The 19,027-nt window shown below is 41.3% G+C and carries 15 protein-coding genes; 14 read left to right on the top strand and 1 reads right to left on the bottom strand.

What is annotated here, in order from left to right; genetic code table 11:
• The first annotated feature begins 3 nt into the window (after positions 1–3).
• The 3 genes from RS891_RS28325 to RS891_RS28315 are packed head-to-tail and all read left to right on the top strand — an operon-like array spanning position 4 to position 4,107.
• Positions 4–2,493 (top strand): glycosyltransferase, encoded by a 2,490-nt coding sequence (locus tag RS891_RS28325; protein ID WP_315793760.1) that lies wholly within the window; start codon positions 4–6, stop codon positions 2,491–2,493.
• Between the two features lie 25 nt (positions 2,494–2,518).
• Positions 2,519–2,917: a glycerol-3-phosphate cytidylyltransferase gene (tagD, locus tag RS891_RS28320; protein WP_315793759.1), complete on the top strand. Its 399-nt coding sequence runs from the start codon at positions 2,519–2,521 to the stop codon at positions 2,915–2,917.
• Positions 2,914–4,107 carry a CDP-glycerol glycerophosphotransferase family protein gene (locus tag RS891_RS28315; RefSeq protein WP_315793757.1) on the top strand — a complete coding sequence of 398 codons (1,194 nt, stop codon included), beginning with the start codon at positions 2,914–2,916 and terminating at the stop codon, positions 4,105–4,107. Before tagD ends, RS891_RS28315 begins: the two co-directional genes overlap by 4 nt.
• Here RS891_RS28315 and RS891_RS28310 read toward each other — a convergent pair.
• Positions 4,094–5,320, bottom strand: coding sequence for a CDP-glycerol glycerophosphotransferase family protein (locus RS891_RS28310; RefSeq protein ID WP_397386871.1), 1,227 nt, complete (start codon positions 5,318–5,320; stop codon positions 4,094–4,096). The genes RS891_RS28315 and RS891_RS28310 overlap by 14 nt on opposite strands.
• A gap of 83 nt (positions 5,321–5,403) precedes the next feature.
• On the opposite strand from RS891_RS28310, the gene RS891_RS28305 reads away from it, so the two are divergent.
• The 11 genes from RS891_RS28305 (at position 5,404) to ligA (ending at position 18,937) form a co-directional block, all read left to right on the top strand.
• Positions 5,404–6,147, top strand: coding sequence for a sugar phosphate nucleotidyltransferase (locus tag RS891_RS28305; RefSeq protein WP_315793756.1), 744 nt, complete (start codon positions 5,404–5,406; stop codon positions 6,145–6,147).
• A gap of 22 nt (positions 6,148–6,169) precedes the next feature.
• Entirely contained in the window at positions 6,170–6,730 is a 561-nt protein-coding gene (gene rfbC / locus RS891_RS28300; RefSeq protein WP_315793755.1) for a dTDP-4-dehydrorhamnose 3,5-epimerase, read from the top strand.
• Positions 6,731–6,748: 18 nt separating this feature from the next.
• Positions 6,749–7,771 (top strand): dTDP-glucose 4,6-dehydratase, encoded by a 1,023-nt coding sequence (gene rfbB / locus RS891_RS28295; RefSeq protein ID WP_315793754.1) that lies wholly within the window; start codon positions 6,749–6,751, stop codon positions 7,769–7,771.
• Positions 7,771–8,634 (top strand): dTDP-4-dehydrorhamnose reductase, encoded by an 864-nt coding sequence (gene rfbD, locus RS891_RS28290; RefSeq protein ID WP_315793753.1) that lies wholly within the window; start codon positions 7,771–7,773, stop codon positions 8,632–8,634. Before rfbB ends, rfbD begins: the two co-directional genes overlap by 1 nt.
• 93 nt (positions 8,635–8,727) lie before the next feature.
• Positions 8,728–9,666, top strand: coding sequence for a glycosyltransferase family 2 protein (locus tag RS891_RS28285; RefSeq protein ID WP_315793752.1), 939 nt, complete (start codon positions 8,728–8,730; stop codon positions 9,664–9,666).
• A gap of 94 nt (positions 9,667–9,760) precedes the next feature.
• Positions 9,761–10,750 (top strand): glycosyltransferase family 2 protein, encoded by a 990-nt coding sequence (locus RS891_RS28280; protein WP_315793751.1) that lies wholly within the window; start codon positions 9,761–9,763, stop codon positions 10,748–10,750.
• Positions 10,747–12,147, top strand: a complete 1,401-nt coding sequence (locus RS891_RS28275) for an undecaprenyl-phosphate glucose phosphotransferase (RefSeq protein WP_315793750.1) — start codon at positions 10,747–10,749, stop codon at positions 12,145–12,147. The genes RS891_RS28280 and RS891_RS28275 overlap by 4 nt, the downstream gene beginning before the upstream one ends.
• 178 nt (positions 12,148–12,325) lie before the next feature.
• Positions 12,326–13,201, top strand: coding sequence for a phosphatidylinositol-specific phospholipase C/glycerophosphodiester phosphodiesterase family protein (locus RS891_RS28270; protein WP_315793749.1), 876 nt, complete (start codon positions 12,326–12,328; stop codon positions 13,199–13,201).
• A 289-nt stretch (positions 13,202–13,490) separates the two neighbouring features.
• Positions 13,491–14,177: a heptaprenylglyceryl phosphate synthase gene (locus RS891_RS28265; RefSeq protein ID WP_397386974.1), complete on the top strand. Its 687-nt coding sequence runs from the start codon at positions 13,491–13,493 to the stop codon at positions 14,175–14,177.
• A 296-nt stretch (positions 14,178–14,473) separates the two neighbouring features.
• A complete protein-coding gene (gene pcrA / locus RS891_RS28260; protein WP_315793746.1) occupies positions 14,474–16,837 on the top strand; it encodes a DNA helicase PcrA in 2,364 nt (787 codons plus the stop codon).
• Between the two features lie 81 nt (positions 16,838–16,918).
• The gene (gene ligA / locus RS891_RS28255; RefSeq protein WP_315793745.1) at positions 16,919–18,937 is read left to right on the top strand and encodes an NAD-dependent DNA ligase LigA; all 2,019 of its coding nucleotides are present in this window, start codon (positions 16,919–16,921) and stop codon (positions 18,935–18,937) included.
• Positions 18,938–19,027 lie beyond the last annotated feature (90 nt).

Below are 19,027 nucleotides of genomic sequence, written 5' to 3'. Positions count from 1 at the left end.
TCAATGAACGTTGTGAAGAAAATGTTGAAATTTATGTTTTTACCTTGGTTGAGATTGCTCAAAAACAGAAATTATAGACTGATCACTTTGTATTCGATGTTTTATAAATACTTAAAAGTAAAGCACAATGTAGTTTTTTATGAATCGTATCATGGTAAGAACATGACAGATAATCCCTATGCTATATTCAAGCAGTTAATTACAACGAGAAAAGATTTAGTCCATGTATGGGCTGTTAATGATAAAGAAAATTATTATGCTCAAAAGTATAGAGAGAATAAAAAAGTTAAATTTGTTAGAGTAGGAAGTATTGGCTATATAAAGTATCTGGCTATTTCAAAGTATCTTATAAACAATGTAACATTTCCTCCTTATTTTCAAAAAAAGGATAATCAGGTTTATATAAATACATGGCACGGTACACCGTTAAAAACATTGGGAAAAGATATGAGGGGGAAAAGAGGTCAATTAAAAAACATACAAAGAAACTTTTTACAATCGGATTATATTTTAAGTCCTAATAATTTCACTACCACTGTATTAATAAATTCGCATGACATTAATGGTATTTTCACAGGAGTTGTTTTAGAGGAAGGTTACCCGAGGATAGACGCTACAATAAATAGCAAATCATCTGAAACAGCGTACCTCTTTAATCAAATAGAGATGGATCAAAAAGATAAAATAATTTTATATGCACCAACTTGGCGCGGGGAAGTAGGGCAATCAGCAAATAGAAATGATGAAATTTATGAGCACATTTTGAAAATGAATAAAAATATCCCCGGTGGTTATAGACTCATTTTGAAGGTTCACACTTTAATGTTCAAATTTATAAAAAATGATTCACGGTTCGAATCGATAAAATTAATTCCTGACTGGGTGGATACAAATGAATTGTTATCTATAGTTGATATCCTTATTACTGATTATTCAAGTATCTTCTTTGATTATATGGTAACAAAGAAACCAATTCTTTATTTTATGTATGATGTAGATGATTATACTGAAGCTAGGGGGCTTTATCTAGATGTAAATAATCTTCCTGGCCCAGTATATTCCTCAATAGAAGATATTACATCATCAATAAATAGGATCGAAGAAGTTAAAAAACAATATCAAGAAAAATATCTCGAATTCTATAATAAATATTGTTCTTTAGAACAAGGGAATACAACAAAAAAAATCATAGATGCTATTTTTAATGAGAACAAACATTATAATTTCAAAAAATTTTATGATAACTATAAAACTAACATTCTTATTTATTGTGGAGGATTTAAAAACAACGGTATAACTACCTCAGCATTAAACCTTATGAATAATATAGACTATTCTAAATTTAATGTTGTTATCATTGATAAAGATAGTTACGATAGAGAGTCTGAGGAGAATATTAGTAAAATTAACGTGAAAACAAAGGTTTTATACAGGGTTGACAGCATGAATGCCACCATTTTTGAACATTATAGACATGCACTAATTCAATATTTTGGTTGCAGTTCAAAAATTCTTAATTGGATTATTCCTAGAAAACTATATCAAAGAGAATTATTGAGGATGTATGGAGGATCGAAGTTTGATATTGCCATAGATTTTAGTGGCTATGTTCCATTTTGGTCCACTTTGTTTGCATTTGGGGAATTTAAAGTTAAAAATATATATCAACACAATGACATGTACGCCGAAAAGAATAAGTTAATTAATGGAGATTATAAACATAAAAAGAATTTATCTTTGATTTTTTCGTTTTACAAGTTTTATACTCATGTTGTATCGGTTTCAAAAAACACAAGAGAGCTTAATTTAAAAAATCTTAGCAAATACTTGGATGAGGAAAGAGCCATTTATGTTCATAACTCTATAAATGCTGAAAGTGTATTAAAAGCATCAAACTGTATTGAAAATTTATCTTATAATGACTCTGAGTATATAATTGTAAAAAAAGAAACAGAGAACAAACTTTCAATTCAAGGAATCCTCCTTCCTAAAAATAATGTAGTGAAATTTATAACTGTAGGAAGACTTTCGCCGGAAAAAGACCAGGCTAAGCTTATTCAAGCTTTTAGTTTTTTGAGTGGGCAATATTCTAACATTGCTTTATATATTGTTGGTTCTGGAGTGCTTGATAGTAAGTTGAAAAGGTTAGTTGCTTCTCTGGGGTTACAAGATAGAATAATTTTCACCGGACATATTGATAATCCGCACGCTCTTATGAAATTATTTGATTGTTTTATTCTATCATCTAACCATGAGGGGCAACCTATGGTTTTACTAGAAGCTTTAGTTCTTTCCAAACATATTATTTCAACCGACATTGCTGGTTCGAGAAGTGTAATTGAGAATGCTGAAGGGACCTTAGTTAGTAATAGTGTTGAGGGGCTCTATCAAGGTATGAAAGAATTTATTGAGGAAAGTAAGAAAGAGGTTAATTTTGATTATAAAAAGTATAATGACAGAGCAATGGCTATGTTTTATGACTCATTGAATTAATATAAATTAGATGGAGTTGAGTTTTATGACAACAGTTCTAACTTATGGTACCTTTGATCTACTACACGATGGGCATATTAATCTTTTGAAACGTGCTAAAGAGTTAGGTGATCATTTGATCGTTGGTTTATCGAACGATAATTTTAATAGACTTAAAAATAAAGAAACATATTTTTCATTCGAATCCAGAAAAATGATTTTAGAATCCATCCGTTATGTTGATCTTGTTATAGAAGAATCAAACTGGGAACAGAAAATTAGTGATGTGATCTCCAATAAGGTTGACATATTTGTAATGGGAGATGATTGGAAAGGTAAGTTTGATTTTCTTCAGGACTACTGCAAAGTAGTATACTTAACAAGAACAGAGGGAATCTCAACTACTAAAATTAAACAGGATTTATTTAAGAAGGAATTAGCATGAAAAATAAAATTTATAGAGCATACGTATTCGTATGCTCTGTTTTATATCTATTTTTTATAACTTTTATCCCAATCAGGAAGAAATTAATTCTGTTTGAAAGTAACATGGGTAAAAATTATTCAGGCAATCCTAAATATATTTATGAGGAAATGATCCTTAGGGAAGTATCTAATGAATTTGTGTTTGTTTGGGTTGTTGAAAACCTTGATATTAACATTCCCGGACCTTGTATAAAGGTTAAAAGAATGAGATTTAAATATTTGTATTATGCTGCAAGAGCTCATGTATGGATATTCGATTCCAGACAACCTACTTTATTAGTAAAACGAAAAAAAAATATTTTTATACAAACGTGGCATGGGACTCCATTAAAAAAACTTGCATTAGACATGGAAATTATGAACATTGCAGGTGATGCCGATATCGAGCATTATAAAAGGAAATTCAAAAAACAGGCACAAAATTGGGACTATTTAATTTCTCAAAATCAATACTCTACTGAAATTTTCAGAAGATGCTTTGCTTTTAATAAATCAATCTGGGAAGTTGGTTATCCGAGAAATGATAATTTGGTTCTTTTGAATACTAGTAAGAATATTAACAATATAAAAAGAAATCTAGATATTGACGAGGACAAAAAAATCATACTATATGCACCTACTTGGCGAGATGATGAATATGATTCACCTGGCCAGTGGAAGCTTAACTTGAAATTGAATCTAAACCGATTAAAGCAACAATTAGGTAATGAATATATCTTGTTAATTAAAATGCATTACTTTGTTGATCACAACTTCTGCTTAGACGAAGCTTTAAAAAGCTTCGTTAGGATTTTTAAAGCAGAAGACGACATCCAGCAACTCTATCTTATATCTGATATCTTGATTACAGATTATTCTTCAGTGATGTTCGATTACAGTTTGACTAGAAAACCAATGATTTTTTTTGTATATGATATTATCAAATATGAAAATGAGTTAAGAGGCTTCTATTTTGACTTGTTGAAAGAAGCCCCTGGTTCTATAGTATACAATGAATATAGTCTTGTTGAATCTGTTATAAATGCCGAACAACATGCTTCCTTATATCACGAACAGTATGAAAAATTTATAGCAAAGTTCAACTATCTGGATGACGGTTATGCTTCTAAGAGAGTGATTGAATTACTATATGAAATTATTGAGTATTAATGTATTGTTTTACAACATCAACGACTCTCTGGGAATTTTTTGTATCTTGATACGTATGGTATTGATGTTTGAATTCTGTTCTAATCTTAATATAATTGTCATGATCCCTGATCAATCCTTCTAATTGAACCATAACCTCTTCCCATGTGTAACATTTAGGTCCTGGAGTAAGTTCATTGTAATCTCCATAGAGTTCGCGATTAACTGCCTGATAATCTTTAAGATCGAATGGGAGAAAAATCATTGGACGATCAAGGAGAAGATAATCAAAATAAACACTAGAATAGTCAGTAATAAGAATATCAACAAATGGAAGAAGCTCATTAATATCTGGGCAGTCTTCTTCTTGAAGAATGATAATATTACTATTTTGGATCAATGAAGGGTTAATATGGGATAAGTTATAGTAATGTAATTTAATATATAGGACTGCATTATGATCAGTCAGAAAGTTTTCTAACACACTTATCTTATAAATGAAATCTATTAATGCTTTTGAGTCATTTCTATGTGTAGGGAAATATGCAATTCTCAGATGTTGCTTTTCCTTTGACTCTGTTTCTTTAAATATTATTGGGTGTATTTGAGACGGACAGAGCAAAAAGTCAGCTCGAGGAGTACCTGTTACAGCTATACGGTCATCTTCAAGCCTAAATGCGGATTTAAATATAGTCGAAACTAAAGGGCTAGTAGACATTACGACATCCCAACTCCCAATAACTTCTTTAAAAGGAAAGAGTAGAGATTTTATTTTTTTTAATATTTGAACAATCTTGTTTTTTTGAATATTTTCATAATTGTCATCGTAAACAATCTTTTTTAATGGTATACCATGCCAAAGTTGTACTTTTAACAATTTTCTTGATCCTAGTTGATTAATATCAGACAAGTTGACACTAAATATGGCTGCACTGGCTCTGCATGTGTACCAGAAGCCCTTGATTGAATTTATAGGGTACGCCTCGAAATTTTTATTTCTCAGTAACTGGATTACTGATTTATTATGCGATAACCAGATTGGCCTGAGGTTTTTCTCATGCTTAAGGACATGCTCAAAAACATATCTACTGTTATCAGAGTATCTCATTCCAAACCAAGAGCCAAACACCCAAATATTCTTGTTTTTTGGGATTAGTATTGACAGAAAGTATATCGGTATAATAAAAACGTTTCCTAGTAGTCTAATTATTTTTTTTATCAAAAGGGCCTCCACTTAACCTTTATAATATGACTGCTTATTTATAAATTAGTTATTTTTATAAAGTAATATAACATAATTTTTTTTGGGGGGTAACTATGAAAGCCGTAATTCTTGCAGGCGGGACAGGCTCCCGCCTTTTTCCTTTAACAAAGGTAACTAATAAACACCTGCTTCCTGTGGGCAAGTATCCGATGATCTTCCATTCCGCATATAAATTAAAACAAGCTGGCCTTACCGACATCATGGTGATTACCGGCAAAGAACATATGGGGGATGTCGTTAATCTGCTCGGTAGCGGAAGCGATATAGGTGTCTCATTCACATATCGAGTTCAAGATGAAGCAGGAGGAATAGCTCAAGCGCTTGGATTGGCAGAACAATTTACAGGTAATGACCAAATGGTGGTCATTCTGGGTGATAACGTGTTCGAGGACGACATTACAGAGTATGTGACCAATTTCCGGGAGCAAAACTCCGGAGCAAAAATATTGATACAAGAAGTCACCGATCCTCATCGCTTCGGAGTGCCCGAGTTACATGGCGATCGCATCGTATCCATTGAAGAAAAACCTCAAAAACCCAAAAGCAAATATGCGGTAACAGGCATATATATGTTTGATAGTGAAGTCTTTAAGATCATCAAGACATTAAAGCCTTCTGCAAGAGGCGAATTGGAAATCACAGACGTAAACAATGCGTACATTGAACGAGGAAATCTAACCTACGATATACTTAAGGGTTGGTGGACGGACGCAGGTACTCACACGTCGTTGGCACGGGCCAATGAATTGGCGCAAAATATTGTTTTCGGAGATGAGTTCGGGAAGTTAAAGTTATAGAAGAGAAGGGATGGCGGAATAATTGAAAATCACTCCTTCCAAGCTGAATGGCGCCTGTTTGATTGAACCGGTGGTTCATGGGGATCACCGGGGTTTTTTTATGGAAAGTTACAATGAGCAGCTTATGAATCAACAAGGAATTAACTACCACTTTATTCAGGATAACCAATCCCTATCTGCTCAGCCCAGTGTACTGCGCGGATTGCACTACCAACTTAATCCCAAAGCGCAAACGAAGTTAATTCGGGTTATCTCGGGTGTGATTTACGATGTTATCGTGGACATTCGTCAAGGATCTCCTACCTTCGGACAGTGGGAGGGTTTCATCTTGAGTGAACATAATCACCGTCAGTTACTGGTACCCAAAGGATTTGCTCATGGCTTTTGTACACTGGTACCAAACACCCAAGTCTTGTACAAAGTGGACGAATACTATTCCCCGGAGAACGACCGCGGCATATTATGGAGTGACCCGGCTCTTGGAATTGATTGGCCTACATCTAGTCCAACTTTGTCAGATAAGGACCAAAGACATCCTTTACTTCAAGATGCGGAGATCAATTTCAATTTCGAAGTGAAGTAATTAGGAGGTTCCAACACTATGAAACTGCTCGTTACCGGCGGGGCCGGTTTTATTGGAAGTAATTTTGTGATGTATATGCTGGACCAGCATCCTGATTACGAAATCATCAATGTGGATGCGCTGACGTATGCAGGCAACTTGGAAAACTTGAAGTCACTTGAAAGCAACGCACGTCATACCTTTGTCAAAGCAGATATTACAGATGCTGCTGAGATGGATCGCCTAATCGGCCAAAATGTGGACGTTGTCGTTAACTTTGCAGCCGAATCTCATGTGGATCGCAGCATTTTGGAACCAGATGTGTTTGTACGGACTAACGTTAATGGTACGCAAGCGTTACTGGAGGCTGCTAGAAAACACAATATCGCCAAGTTTGTTCAAGTATCGACGGATGAGGTGTATGGCTCGCTTGGTCCTACAGGTCTATTTACGGAAGAGACACCACTACAACCTAACAGTCCTTATTCGGCATCTAAAGCAGGTGGAGACCTGCTTGTGCGTGCATATCATGAGACTTTTGGTTTGCCCGTGAATATCACACGCTGTTCCAACAATTACGGTCCTTACCAGTTTCCTGAGAAACTGATCCCTCTGATGATTTCACGTGCCCTTGCTGATGAAGCCTTACCTGTATATGGAGATGGGTTGAACATCCGGGACTGGCTTTATGTTGAAGACCACTGTAGCGCCATTGATTTGGTAATTCATCAAGGGATTAATGGTGAGGTTTACAACATTGGTGGCAATAATGAAAGAACCAACGTGCACATTGTGAAAACCATTTTGGAGCAGCTTGGTAAGCCGGAATCCCTAATCAAATACGTGCAGGACCGTCCCGGGCATGACCGCAGATATGGCATTGATCCGGCCAAAACGATGTCTGAACTAGGCTGGAAACCAAAGCATACGTTTGAAACTGGGATCAAGGAGACTATTCAATGGTATCTGGATAACAAGGAATGGTGGACTCGTATTCAGTCGGGAGTCTATCAACAGTACTATGCCAAGCAATATGGCTCTCGATTGGGAGACGTGAAGTAATGAAGGTTTTGGTTACAGGAGCAAACGGGCAACTGGGACGGGATGTCGTTCTTCTTTTGGAGAAGGAGGGGCATTCTGTTCTTGCTTGTGATCGGGATCAGATGGATATAACCAATCAGGCACAGTGTAATGACGTCATTTCCTCCTATCATCCTGAAGCGGTCATTCATTGTGCAGCTTATACAGCCGTAGATGTAGCGGAAACGGATATTGATAGTGCTTATAAGGTGAATGCGGTAGGAACACGCAATATTGCTGTAGCAGCAGAAAGAACTGGAGCTAAACTTATCTATATTAGTACGGACTATGTATTTGATGGCAACTCATTAAGTCCCTATCAGGAATATGATGATACGAATCCGCAAAGTGTGTATGGCAAGTCCAAACGAGCAGGAGAATTACTGGTACAGTCGTTGTCCTCCAAATGGTTTGTTGTGCGTACTTCTTGGGTTTATGGACTGTACGGGAATAATTTTGTCAAAACGATGCTGAAATTAGGTCAGGAAAAACCAAAGTTACAGGTGGTACATGACCAAAAAGGGTCACCTACGTATACCGTTGATTTGGCACGATTTATCCTAGAGCTTATGCAAACAGAAATGTATGGGGTATATCATGCTTCGAACAGCGATACTTGTACATGGTATGAATTCACCCAGGCTATCTTTGAGGAAGCACGGAGTGTTGGGGGGATATCCATTCAAGCACAATTGGAGCCTTGTACGACAGAGCAGTTCCCCAGACCAGCTCCAAGGCCGCAAAATTCGGTAATGGACCATCTAGCCATTCGAACTAATGGTTTGGCGGATCTCCGCCCATGGCGGGAGGGCCTGCGTGAATTTATTAGCTTATTGGCAAAATAGGAACGGCCATAGCAGCATTATGTAACTCTCGCTCATACTTTTGAGCGGGAGTTTTCGTATATAATAAAGAAAAGTCGGATTTTGAGGTGACACGTGAATAAATCTAAAGTATGCATTATGCTTTCTACATATAACGGAGTAAAGTACATTGATGAACAGATGGAAAGTCTTCTCGCACAATATGAGGTGGACGTCCAGATTAATATTAGGGATGATGGCTCATCTGATGGAACTGTACAAAAATTAAACGAATATGCCAAGTCTCATCCGGACCAAATCCGAGTTATTGAAGGTAAAAACTTGGGCGTGATCGGGAGTTTTTTTGAACTGATGTGCCAAACGGAGCCTGTATATGATTTTTACGCTTTTTGTGATCAGGATGACGTGTGGAAGCAGGATAAACTTATTAGGGCAGTAACTAAACTAAAGTCGAGACAATCAAACATACCACTTATGTATTGTTCTTCTACACAGATGGTAGATCAGGATCTAAACCATATAAATGTGTGGCCTACACTCCCTCCGAAGGCGCTAAGCATGTATAATGCCATAGTCGAAAACTGCTGCGTAGGCTGTACTATAGTCATCAATCCTGTCGCTTTTAAGCAAGTTAGGGCTAGCATTCCTTCCGATCTAACTCAGGTTATTATGCATGATTGGTGGATCTATCTTTATGTTAGTGCATTTGGTGTGGTCATTTTTGATGAAGAGCCGATGATCCAGTATCGACAACACCAAAATAATGTTTTGGGTGGGAGCAGCGAAGGATGGATCGCGAAATGGAAAAATAGATGGAGTCGATTCGTGAATGGTAAAAATCATTTTATATTAAGCAAACAAGCAAAGATGTTCCTACATCTTAATAAAGATCAATTATCTGCTCAGCAACTAAAGGATATACAGTGCTTTTTAAACCAACTGGATAGCCCTTGGATAAAACGTATTAAATATGCGTCCCAAATGCCCTTTTATCGTCATGCTTCTCTTGATAACCTTGTTCTTAAGCTCATATATGTCTTGAAAAAGGTATAAGTTGTAGATTGGCTATGACTTCCACACCTTCGCCCATAATATGCTATACTTTCTATAGATAAACAAAGCATTACAAAGTCAGGAGTTTTACAAAATGGTCGAAACAGCAGATGTTCCCTTACAAGGGGGATCGAAAAATAATAAGAACTGTAGTCCTGATGTCAGCATCATCATCGTAAACTACAATACACGTAAGCTGACATTGGACTGTCTGGCATCAGTGTATGATTCCCTTACTTCCTTTCACTATGAGCTCATCGTCGTTGACAATGCATCTCGTGATGGCTCCGTGGAAGCAATCCGTGACGAATACCCAGATGTACGGTTAATTGCAAATCGTGACAATACGGGTTTCGCCGTTGCAAATAACCAAGGCATGAAAATAGCTAAGGGACGCTATATTCTACTGCTTAATTCGGATACAGTCGTGCAGCCGGATACACTGGAGATCATGCTCGGATTCATGGATCGACATCCAGAGATGGGGGCATCCGGTTGTAAGGTGATCCTTCCTGATGGCTCCTTGGATAAAGCGTGCAAGCGAGGATTCCCCACGCCGGCAGCTTCATTCTATTATGCTTTTGGTTTTTCTCGGTTGTTCCCTGATCGTCCAAAGTTTAACCAATATCAGTTGGGTCACTTAAGCCCAGATAATGAATACCCAATCGATTGCCTGGTTGGTGCATTTATTCTTGTCCGTCGTGAAGTTATAGAACAGGTGGGCGGATTGGACGAAACCTTCTTCATGTACGGCGAAGATGTTGATTGGTGTTATCGTATCAAAGAGGCGGGTTGGGGCATTTATTATTATCCGCGTACATATATTGTGCATTACAAAGGTGCGAGTGCCCGTCGAAAGCCTATGAAAATCATTTATGAGTTTCATAGGGCAATGTGGGTCTTTCACCGCAAGCATTATGCCAAGAATTATGGCATCTTTACCAACACGGCAGTATGGCTCGGCATTTCACTAAAATTTTCATTGTCTCTGATCCGCAATAAGTTAGTTAGATCGAAACCACAGAAAGAATTTTCATCAGGTCGTGCGGCAGATCGGAAGACATCCTCCGAGGTGAACACATGATTCGGCGTAATCAGCGATTTCTGACTCAATTGTATATAGCTACTGATTTTGGAGTCATTCAGCTTTCGTTCTTGTTCGCCTGGTGGTTAAAGTTCGAGAGTGATTTATTGCCACATCATCATCCATTACCTATTGAAAAATATATGTTATGGAGTCTTGTGTATGGGGGGCTTGCGATTGCAGTTGGCATAATGTCCTCTTTATACACTCCCAAGCGTAAGAAACGTTTCACAGACGAACTATGGAGGCTCGTGCAATCTCACGGTGTGGCCTTCTTTATGTTATTGAGTCTCATGTTTATATTTAAAGAAGTTAATGTTTCCCGAACTTACTTGATCCTTTATATGATGGGGAACGTTACATTTATACTGATTTACCGTTATATTATTAAATTACAGTTAAGGCGTTTTCGTAAAAAAGGCTTTAACCGCCAATTTGTAGTGATTCTCGGGGCAGGTACGTTGGGCAAGAGATTCTTTGATAAACTTCAGAATTACCCTGAGCTGGGTTATGAAGTTACCGGTTTTTTTGATGACTTTCATTGTTGGGATCGGACGGAACAGGGGAAATACAAACCAATCCTCGGTAGAATAGACCAGCTGGAAGAGTTTTTGTCCACTCATTTTGTTGACGAAGTCATTCTGGCATTACCTCTGGATGCTCATGATAAGTATTCGCATATTATCAATGTGTGTGAGCAAGCCGGTGTACGGACACTAATCATTCCTGATTTTTTTGATTACCTGCCAGCTCGACCATATTTCGATAACTTCGCAGGGATGCCGATGATTAACGTTCGTGATATCCCGTTAGATATGGCCGTAAACCGACTGTTGAAGCGTGTGTTCGATATTATGTTCTCTCTCGTCGCCATCCTGCTAACCTCACCGGTGATGCTCGTTGTTGCTGTGGGAGTGCGACTGACTTCATCCGGTCCTATAATTTTCAAACAGGAACGCGTTGGGCTCAACCGACGCAACTTCATGATGTATAAATTTCGCTCCATGAAAGTCATTCCAGAAGGCACAATAGATACAGGTTGGTCAACGAAGAATGATCCGCGCCGTACGGCCTTCGGTACATTTATAAGACGCACCAGCCTGGATGAATTGCCTCAATTCTTCAATGTTCTACTGGGGCACATGAGCGTAGTTGGCCCAAGGCCAGAACGCCCGTACTACGTGAATCAATTCCGGGATGAAATTCCGAAGTACATGATTAAACATCATGTTCGCCCGGGAATTACGGGATTGGCGCAGAGTAAAGGATTAAGAGGAGATACGTCGATCGAGGATCGGATTGAGCAGGATATCTTTTATATTGAAAACTGGTCCTTATTATTTGATATCAAAATCATATGGGAGACCATTCGAAATGGCCTCAAGAATGCTTATTAATCTTCGCTCAATTCCAATGATCAACCATTTAACAGCCGCCTTCGGGCGGCTTTTTGTTTTACACCTCTCCAATCAGGGTAGTTAGCTATCAAAAAGGAAAAACCGCACATGCTTCGTCATATCATGATAATCATACTCTTTTTCTTTCCTACCACCCTTATAAGGATGTGAACGCCATATGAAACGAATTGCCGCCGTCATTACACTACTTATTGTAACCGTGGGCACACTCTTTTTTGCCTATGACAGTCAGAGCGAGGAGCAGCACGATGGGTTTACGGCCTATCGACTGATTGCTCATGCCATGGGAAGTATCCGTGAGCAGCCTTACACGAACGCCTATGAGGCGATGATTGCCAATTATGAGAAGGGCACGCGTGTGTTTGAGATTGACTTTATGCTGACCTCGGACCGTAAAGCAGTAGCCAGACATGAATGGACCGCCAACATGAGCAAAATGCTGGGACAGGACGAGGAGCTACCCGAAGACAAACAGGCTGGGGCATTGACGCATGATGAATTTATGAATACGCCCATTCTGGGCATGTACCAACCGATGGATGCCGACGGCATTATGGATGTATTGGCCAAGTACCCGGATATGTATATCGTGACTGATACCAAAGAACAGAAGGACGAGGATATTCAGCAGGTGCTAAAATCACTCGTGGACGCAGCCAAGAAACATGACCCTTCAATTCTTAATCGGGTTGTAGTACAGATCTATAACGAGCCGATGCTCGAAACCGTGAAAGAAATCTACGATTTTCCTTCTATTATCTATACCCTTTATGCTACGCAGGATACTGAAGCCCAGGTGGTTGATTTTGTACAAAAAAATGATATCGATGCCGTAACCATGCCGGAATATAAAGTAAACCAGAATTTCGTCGCCAAGCTGAAGCAGGCAGGAGCCGTCACCTATGTGCATACCATTAATGACACCGACCAGGTAGCGAACTATGAGAAATGGGGCGTGTACGGTGTGTATTCGGATGTATTGACCGAGCAGGAACTGGATGAGATGAACTCACGTTTTGCCTGGAAGCCTTGAGTATTAAATTATGACTCAAAGGATGCAGTGTTCCTACTTGTGACTTGCGATCCAACCTTACTCAAGATATTGATGTTCGCAGTGGCACCAGGTGCTGGCTTAAATTCTGTAGCCTTCACATCCCTATCATCTTAAATTACAGGCTTCTCCTGCAATTCCAGGGAAAAGTCTGTGATTTTTTGTTCCCCTTTTTATACGAACATTGACACTCACTCCCTGCTGACTTAGACTTAGTTTACAAGCTTTTTAGGATACAGAAGAACCTCTGGAGGAATGTTCGTTGATAGACATGATTAAGCAGTGGAGACATGTATTTAAGCTAGACCCGGACCGGGAAATAACGGATGAAGCACTCGACCTGATCTGCATGTCGGGAACTGATGCCATTATTGTTGGCGGGTCTTCGGGAATTACCTATGACAACACGGTGGACCTGATGTCCAGAGTACGTCGCTACGAGCTGCCCTGTGTGCTGGAAGTATCCGATCTGGAGGCAGTTGTACCCGGTTTTGACGGATATCTGATTCCGATGGTGCTGAATGCAACGGATAGCAAATGGATGATCGGACAGCACCAGCAAGCCATCGAGCGTTACGGTTATTTGATCCCATGGGATCTGCTTATTGCAGAAGGCTATATTGTCCTCAATGCCGACTCCACTGTTGCCCGAATGACCGGAGCGGATACGGAGTTGACGACGGATGCTGCGGTTGCTTACGCCCAGGCTGCGGAACGTCTGCTGAACCTGCCTATCGTATACTTGGAGTATAGCGGTACGTTTGGAGATATGGAGCTCGTTGGAGAGACACACAGACAACTCACCAAGGCGCATCTTATCTACGGCGGCGGGATTGATAGTCCGGAGAAAGCTGGACAAGCTTCACAGGTCGCAGACACCGTAGTGGTTGGCAATATTGTGTACAGTGATTTGCACAAGGCATTGGAGACGGTCCAGGCTGTGAAACAATCCGTTTAATCGGTTTAGTTTACCATTCCCCCAATTTCCCCTCTTGATCTGTTAAAATAGAACTTTGGCTTTGCTATTATAGAACAGCTTTTATAAGGATTAATTATCTTTTACACTAAAATGGAGAAGGCGGAATCGATCTGGAGAAACGAAGTGTTCGCCTTTATCACCGGATTTTCCCTTTGGAGAAGGGAATCAAAAAAATCTGGGGATAACAGCGATCGAAGGACGGTTCTGCAATCGGAGTCCTAGTGTAACCTCTGAATTAGACTTTATATTTCAACCAATGAAAGGAGCATGCATGCATGCAACCTGTAAATATACATGATGCCGTTGCACGGCTTAACACCCCCCAACGGCAAGCCGTCGAGGCGACGGATGGACCATTATTGATAATGGCCGGAGCGGGCAGTGGTAAAACCCGGGTGCTCACACACCGGATTGCCTATCTTATTGCAACACGAAAAGCACCCCCGTGGGGCATTTTGGCTATTACGTTTACGAACAAAGCAGCACGCGAGATGCAAGACCGGGTCTCTCAACTGGTTGGCGGCTCTCAGGGTCGTGACATCTGGGTATCAACGTTCCACTCCATGTGCGTGCGTATTTTGCGCCGTGACATTGAACGCATTGGATTCACCTCCAATTTCAGCATTTTGGACTCATCTGACCAATTATCTGTCATTCGTAGTTGTATGAAAGACCAGAACATCGACACCAAGAAATTTGAACCAAAAGCCGTTCAGTCGATGATGAGCACCGCGAAGAATGAATTGATCAGTCCGGAGCAATATGAGAAGCAGGCCGCTGATTATTTCGAAGGCATTGTGGCGAAGGTATATAAGATGTACCAAAAACGGCTCAGAGCCAACAACTCGCTCGACTTTGACGATCTCATCATGGCGACTATTCAACTTTTCAAAGAAGTGCCGGAAGTTCTCGACTTTTACCAAAAGAAATTCCAGTACATTCACGTGGATGAGTATCAGGATACCAACCGTGCGCAGTACATGCTGTGCCGCATGCTTGCTGACAGTCATCACCGCATTTGCGTCGTAGGGGATAGTGACCAATCAATCTATCGCTGGCGTGGAGCGGATATCAGCAACATCCTGAATTTCGAGAAAGACTACCCTGAAGCCAATACGATTTTGCTGGAGCAAAACTATCGTTCCACTTCGAATATCCTGAATGCAGCGAATGAGGTAATCGGCCTGAATACTGGACGCAAACCGAAGAAACTGTGGACGGACAAAGAGGGTGGCTCAAAAATCAAGGTGTACCGTGCGGATTCCGAACATGATGAGGGGTATTTTGTAACTTCGGAGATTAGTAAAAATGTGAAGAACGGCAAATCCTATCAGAATCACGCTATTTTGTACCGTACCAATGCCCAGTCCCGGGTTATAGAGGAAATTTTGATCAAGTCTGATATTCCGTATCAGATCGTTGGCGGCATCAAGTTCTATGATCGTAAAGAGATCAAGGACATTCTGGCGTATCTGCGCCTGCTTTCCAACCCGGATGATGACATCAGCCTGACCCGGATTATTAATGTACCAAAACGTAGCATTGGTGATACAACGGTAGCGAAGCTGGCAGCTGCGGCAGGAGAACGGGGGATATCGATATACCGTGTGCTTCAGGTCGTAGACGATCTCGGTTTTGCTGGTCGAACGCGGAATGCGCTGGTGGAGTTCTATGATATGATCGCCGCGCTGCATCAGATGGTAGAGTATCTGTCTGTGACCGAACTGACCGAGAAAATTCTCGAGATGAGCCAGTACCGACTTGAGATGCAAAATGAAAACACACTCGAATCCCGTGCACGGCTCGAGAACATAGATGAGTTCCTGTCCGTTACCATGGAATTCGAGAAAAATAATGAAGACAAAACGCTCGTTTCGTTCCTCACTGATCTCGCACTGATCGCGGATATCGACAGCATGAACGATGATGAAGAGGATCAGAGTGATGCAGTTACCCTGATGACGATGCACAGTGCCAAAGGTCTGGAATTCCCCGTCGTCTTTATCGTTGGTATGGAGGAAGGTGTTTTCCCGCACAGCCGGGCCTTTATGGATAACGAGGAGTTGGAGGAAGAACGCAGACTGGCTTATGTGGGCATTACGCGTGCGGAAGAACAACTCTTCCTGTCTTGCGCGCAAATGCGTACCTTGTTCGGACGTACAACGGCGAACCCGCCTTCACGCTTCCTGGATGAAATTCCGGATGAGCTAAAAGAAGATACTTCCATCGCTCGTGACCGCTACCGTCGTGGTAGCAGCGCAGGAGGATCATATGGTGGTCGTGGACTTGGGGCCAGTGGAGGGAGCAACTTTGGTGGCGGAGCAAGCAAGCTGTTTGATCGTCAGAGCCAAAGCGGTTCTTCCGCTTCGTCAGTTACTTCCTCACGGGTTACTATGAGTACTTCGTCCAGTACATCCAGCACACCTGCCCCGTCGTCGGCATCTAAACCGGCCGCTGCCGGAGCTGGTTCTGACGGATTCAAAGCCGGAGATAAAGTACAACATGGCAAATGGGGAACAGGTACCATTGTTGGGGTGAAAGGCACAGGTAATGACACAGAGCTTCAGATCGCATTCCCTGCCCCAGTTGGACTAAAACGTCTGCTTGCAGGCTTTGCCCCGATCACCAAAGTGGAATAGACATTCATGAACGAACGTAGAGCTTTCTCTAACGTTCGTTCTACATAGATCCAAATTATAATAACGGAGGGATGGCCCTGTATGGACCCGATGCACCGGATGGAGCAACTCGTTACCAAGCTGAACCAGCATAATTATCAGTACTACACGATGGACCAGCCGCAGATCAGTGATAAGGAGTATGATCTTCTGTACGATGAACTGGTTACGCTGGAACAGGAGAGTGGCATGGTTTTGCCTGATTCTCCGACACAGCGTGTGGGTGGTGAACTGCTCAAAGGTTTTACACCGCATCGCCATTTATCCTCATTGTGGAGCTTGGACAAAGCCCAGAATATAGAGCAGCTGCGAAACTGGAATACTCGTGTGCTCAAGCTGGTGAATGACTACAACACCAAAAATCCGAATAATCCGTTGCCTGAACCTGGCTATGTCATCGAACTGAAGTTTGACGGATTGACCCTGAATCTAACGTACACAAACGGTGAGTTGGTTCAAGCCTCTACGCGTGGAAACGGAACCGTAGGCGAGGGCATTTTGGCACAGGTTAGAACGATTAAGTCGGTTCCCCTCAAAATCCCTTATACAGGCGGCACGATTGAAGTCCAGGGTGAAGGCATCATGAACCTGTCGGTATTGAATCGTTATAATGAAACAGCAGCAGAGCCGCTCAAAAATGCCCGGAATGCCGCAGCAGGAGCGCTGCGTAACCTGAATCCGAAGACTACCGCTGAGCGGCGTTTGAATGCCTATTTTTATAATGTAGGTTATTCGGATGATATTCAGTTTGCCAACCATCAGGAGATGATGGACTTTCTCCGTGAGAATAGATTCAAAGTCAATCCGTCCATTACGTATTTCCATGAGTTTGATGATGTGATGGAGCAATTAGCTGCGATACAAGAGAGCCGTGGCCAACTGGACTACCTGATTGATGGAGCTGTTATCAAAATTACAGACATGCGCACCCGTGAGGCATTGGGTTACACGGATAAATTCCCTCGTTGGGCGGTAGCGTACAAGTTCGAGGCGGAAGAGACCACGACTGTTCTGAACTCTGTAGTCTGGAATGTGGGTCGTACTGGCAAAGTAACTCCACTTGCTCGAGTTGAACCGGTTGAGCTAGCTGGGGTGACGGTACAGAACTGTACATTGAATAACGTAGGTGACATTGAGCGGAAAAATCTGAAGTTTGCCTTGGGTACACGTGTCTTTATCCGTCGGTCCAATGATGTCATTCCTGAGATCCTGGGTAAAGTGACTGAAGAGAGTGATGGCGAGGAAATTGTGTTCCCTGAGCAATGTCCGGCATGTGGATTCCCGCTGGAACAGCGTGGAGCGCATTTGTTCTGTAACAACAAGCTGGCGTGCAAACCGCAGACGGTGGCCCGGATTTCCCATTTTGCTTCCCGTGATGCAATGGACATTGAGACATTCAGCGAGAAAACGGCGATTCAGCTGTACGATGAATTGAACGTGCGTGAGCCCGCTGACCTGTATACATTGCAATTCGATGATTTGGTGAAGCTGGAGCGGTTTGGTGAAAAGAAAGCAAATAACCTTATTGCTGCCCTGGAGCAGAGTAAGGATCGTGACCTCGCTTCTTTCCTGTATTCACTGGGTATTCCGAATACAGGTAAATCAACTACACGTATGCTGGCTGATCATTACCGCGACCTACATGCCATTATGAATGCAACGGCAGAGGAACTCGTTGAACTACCTGATGTAGGCGGTATTGTAGCTGAGAGCATTGTGACTTTCTTTGCAGACCCGTTTACACAGGCAGCTATCGAGAAGATGTTGAGTTTGGGCGTGAAAGCCCAGGCACCTGAGGCACCAGCAGCGATTGTGGAAGATTCCTTCTTCAGTGGCAAAACGGTCGTGTTGACTGGAACGCTGCATCAACTCACGCGGGAAGAGGCAACGCAACGACTTGAAGCACTTGGAGCGAAGGTGACGGGCAGTGTCTCCAAAAAGACAGACCTCGTTATTGCCGGAGAGAAGGCGGGTTCTAAACTGACCAAAGCTCATGATCTCGGCATTCCTACCATTGAGGATGAGGACGAACTTGTACGTCTTTTGAATCAACAGGGATAGATCCTTAATGTGGAGTAGGCTTTGAATAAATCGCGACGTAACTTGCATAAGTAATAGATAATTTAAAGACCCCTGTACCACGAATAAGTG

This window comes from Paenibacillus sp. BIC5C1 (assembly GCF_032399705.1).
GTDB classification, from domain to species: domain Bacteria; phylum Bacillota; class Bacilli; order Paenibacillales; family Paenibacillaceae; genus Paenibacillus; species Paenibacillus taichungensis_A.
The sequence above is the reverse complement of the archived record's forward strand: the minus strand, read 5'-3'. Positions and strand labels throughout refer to the sequence as shown.